The sequence below is a fragment of the Arhodomonas sp. KWT genome, assembly GCF_010993615.1.
The window spans coordinates 1-3126 of record NZ_WNXE01000243.1; the positions used below are offsets into that span (position 1 = coordinate 1).

Annotated in this window: 3 protein-coding genes and 1 pseudogene; all 4 read left to right on the plus strand. The window is 71.8% G+C overall.

Annotated features, from left to right (window positions below; translation table 11 throughout):
- Nucleotides 1-695, plus strand: a pseudogene (locus tag G7A99_RS17300) (aldehyde dehydrogenase (NADP(+))); the annotation flags it as partial.
- Between the two features lie 132 nt (nt 696-827).
- Nucleotides 828-1718: a cysteine synthase CysM gene (gene cysM / locus G7A99_RS17305; RefSeq protein WP_163142466.1), complete on the plus strand. Its 891-nt coding sequence runs from the start codon at nt 828-830 to the stop codon at nt 1716-1718.
- 8 nt (nt 1719-1726) lie between these two features.
- The gene (locus tag G7A99_RS17310) at nt 1727-2503 is read left to right on the plus strand and encodes a 3'-5' exonuclease (RefSeq protein ID WP_163142469.1); all 777 of its coding nucleotides are present in this window, start codon (nt 1727-1729) and stop codon (nt 2501-2503) included.
- Nucleotides 2504-2529: 26 nt separating this feature from the next.
- The coding region (locus G7A99_RS17315; RefSeq protein WP_163142472.1) for a TRAM domain-containing protein at nt 2530-3126 on the plus strand (597 nt) is incomplete at its 3' end.

The following is a 3126-nucleotide window of genomic DNA, read 5'->3' on the forward strand; positions in this document are numbered from 1 at the left end:
CCCTGGGTGCGGGGCAGTTCTGCACCAATCCGGGCCTGCTGTTCGCCGAGGCGGGCGAGGACCTGGATCGCTTCTGCGCCGCCGTCGCCGACGAGCTGGCGGCACGCGCCCCGGCCACGATGCTGCACGAGGGCATCCAGTCCGCCTACGACGCCGGGGCGGAGCGGCTCGCCGGCATGGGCGGCGTGCAGGCCGTGGGTACCGGCGGGGACGCGGCCGGCCAGGCCGCGGCGCGGGTTTTCCGCACCGACCGGCGCGCCTTCGCGGCGGAGCCGGCGCTGGCCGAGGAGGTCTTCGGCCCGGCGTCGCTGATCGTCGCGGTCGACGATGCCGGTGGCATGGGCGACGTCGCCGCGGACCTGCCGGGGCAGCTCACCGCCACGGTCCACGGGACCGACGCGGACCTGGCCGGTGCCGGGGCGCTGGTGGACGTCCTGCAGCAACGCGCCGGCCGGGTGCTGTTCAACGGCTATCCGACCGGTGTGGCGGTCTGCGATGCCATGGTCCACGGCGGCCCCTGGCCGGCGACCACGGCGCCGGGGACGACGTCGGTGGGTACCCTCGCCATCGAGCGCTTCCTGCGCCCGGTCTGCCTCCAGGACTGCCCGGCGGGGCTGCTGCCGGAGGCCCTGCAGGAGGGCAACCCGCTCGGGCTGCGCCGCCTGGTGGACGGCGCCTGGCAGGGCATCGACTGATGCCGCCGGCGCGGCGGGCTCACCGCCGCGCCTTCCGTGCCCGGGCGCCCGTGCCGGTGTCCCCGGGGCGCGGCTGCGGGGGCTCGTGCCGAAAGGTGGTGTTACCTGCGAGCGCGTTAGTAGAATGCGGGCATGGAATACCCGACGATCGAAGACTACGTGGGCGGCACGCCGCTGGTGCGGCTGCAGCGCATCGCCGACACCGGCAGCAACACCATCCTGCTCAAGCTCGAGGGCAATAACCCCGCCGGTTCGGTGAAGGACCGCCCGGCGATGAGCATGATCCGTCGCGCCGAGGAGCGCGGCGAGATCCGTCCCGGCGACACCCTCATCGAGGCGACCAGCGGCAACACCGGCATCGCCCTGGCGATGGCCGCGGCGATCCGCGGCTACCGCATGGTGCTGATCATGCCCGAGAACATGACCGCCGAGCGCCGTGCCTCGATGAAGGCCTTCGGCGCGGAGCTCGTGCTGGTCTCCCGCGAGGAGGGCATGGAGGGTGCCCGCGACCTCGCCATGCGCATGCAGGCCGAGGGCAGCGGCCGGGTGCTCGACCAGTTCGCCAATCCGGACAACTGGCGCGCCCACTACGAGGGCACCGGCCCGGAGATCTGGCGCGACACCCGCGGCGGCGTGACCCACTTCGTCAGCTCCATGGGCACCACCGGCACCATCATGGGCGTGTCGCGCTACCTCAAGGAACGGGACCGGGGCGTGGAGATCGTCGGCGTGCAGCCCGGCGAGGGCTCCAGCATCCCCGGCATCCGCAAGTGGCCCGAGGCCTACCTGCCGAGGATCTTCGAGCGTGATCGCGTGGACCGGGTGGTCGAGGTCACCCAGGCGGAGGCCGAGGAGATGACCCGGCGGATGGCCGCGGAGGAGGGCATCTTCGCCGGCGTGTCCTCCGGCGGCGCCCTGCAGGCGGCGCTGCGGCTCTCCGAGCAGGTGTCCAACGCGACCATCGTGACCATCGTGTGCGACCGCGGCGATCGTTACCTCTCCAGCGGCGTGTTCCCGGACTGATGGCCGGCATGAACGTGTTCGCGTTCGACATCGAGACGGTGCCGGACGTCGAGGGCGGCCGCCGGCTGCTGGGGCTGGACGGCCTGGACGACAGCCAGGTCGCCGAGGCGATGCTCGCCACCCGCCGCGCGGAGACCGGCGGCAGCGACTTCCTGCGCCTGCATCTCCACCGTGTGGCCGTGATTTCCGTGGCCGCGCGTATCGGCGATCGCTTCCGGGTGTTCTCCATCGGCGATGCGGATACCGGCGAGGGCGAGATCATCCAGCGCTTTTTCGACGGTCTGGAGCGGTACGTCCCGCGCCTCGTGTCCTGGAACGGCGGCGGTTTCGACCTGCCCGTGCTGCACTACCGCGGCATGATCCACGGCGTGAGCGCGAGGCAGTACTTCGAGACCGGCGACGGCGACCGCACCTTCCGCTTCGACAACTACCTGAACCGCTTCCACGAGCGCCACACCGACCTCATGGACGTGCTCGCCGGGTTCCAGCCCCGGGCCAACGCGCCGCTGGACGAGATGGCCACGCTCTGCGGCTTCCCCGGCAAGATGGGCATGAGTGGCGATCAGGTACGCGCGCGCATCGAGGCGGGGGACTATGACGCCGTGCGCAACTACTGCGAGACGGACGTCCTCAACACCTACCTGCTCTACCTGCGCTACGAGCTGCTCCGAGCCCGGCTGGACGAGGACGGCTATGCCGCCGCCTGCGAACAGGTGCGCGAGAGCCTCGCGGCGGAGGATCAGCCCCACCTGAACGAATTCCTGGCCGCCTGGCAGGGCGCATAGCCGGCACCGACCAACACGGGAGAGGCATGGCACGACGCAAGCGACGGGTTCCCCGCGAGCCGGTGGAAGCCGCCATCGAGGGTATGAGTCACGAGGGCCGCGGCATCACCCACGTCGCGGACAAGCCCGTGTTCGTCGACGGCGCGCTGCCCGGCGAGCGGGTGCGCTTCCAGTACGTCAAGCGCCACCGCCGACGCGACGAGGCGCGGCTGCTGGAGGTCCTGGAGGGCTCGCCGCGGCGGATCGAGCCGCGCTGCCCGCACTACGGCACCTGCGGCGGCTGCAGTCTCCAGCACCTCTCGCCCGAGGACCAGATCGGTCACAAGGGGGAGGTGCTCGCCGAGCTGTTCGAGCACATGGGCGGCGTGCGCCCGGAGCAGTGGCTGGAGCCGCTGACCGGCGAACCCTGGGGCTACCGGCGCAAGGCCCGGCTCGGGGTGAAGTTCGTCCCCGCCAAGGGCGACCGCGTACTCGTGGGTTTTCGCGAGAAGATGAGCCCGTTCGTCGCGGACATCGGCGAGTGCCACGTCCTCGACCCCCGGGTGGCGGACCGCCTCGGCGAGCTCTCGGAGCTGATCGGCGGGCTGTCGATACGCGCGCGCCTGGCGCAGATCGAGGTGGCC

Bases quoted from the DNA above. Each gene is read 5' to 3' on its own strand.
- cysM (WP_163142466.1), top strand. From the start codon at position 828: ATGGAATACCCGACGATCGAAGACTACGTGGGCGGCACGCCGCTGGTG.
- G7A99_RS17310 (WP_163142469.1), top strand. From the start codon at position 1,727: ATGAACGTGTTCGCGTTCGACATCGAGACGGTGCCGGACGTCGAGGGC.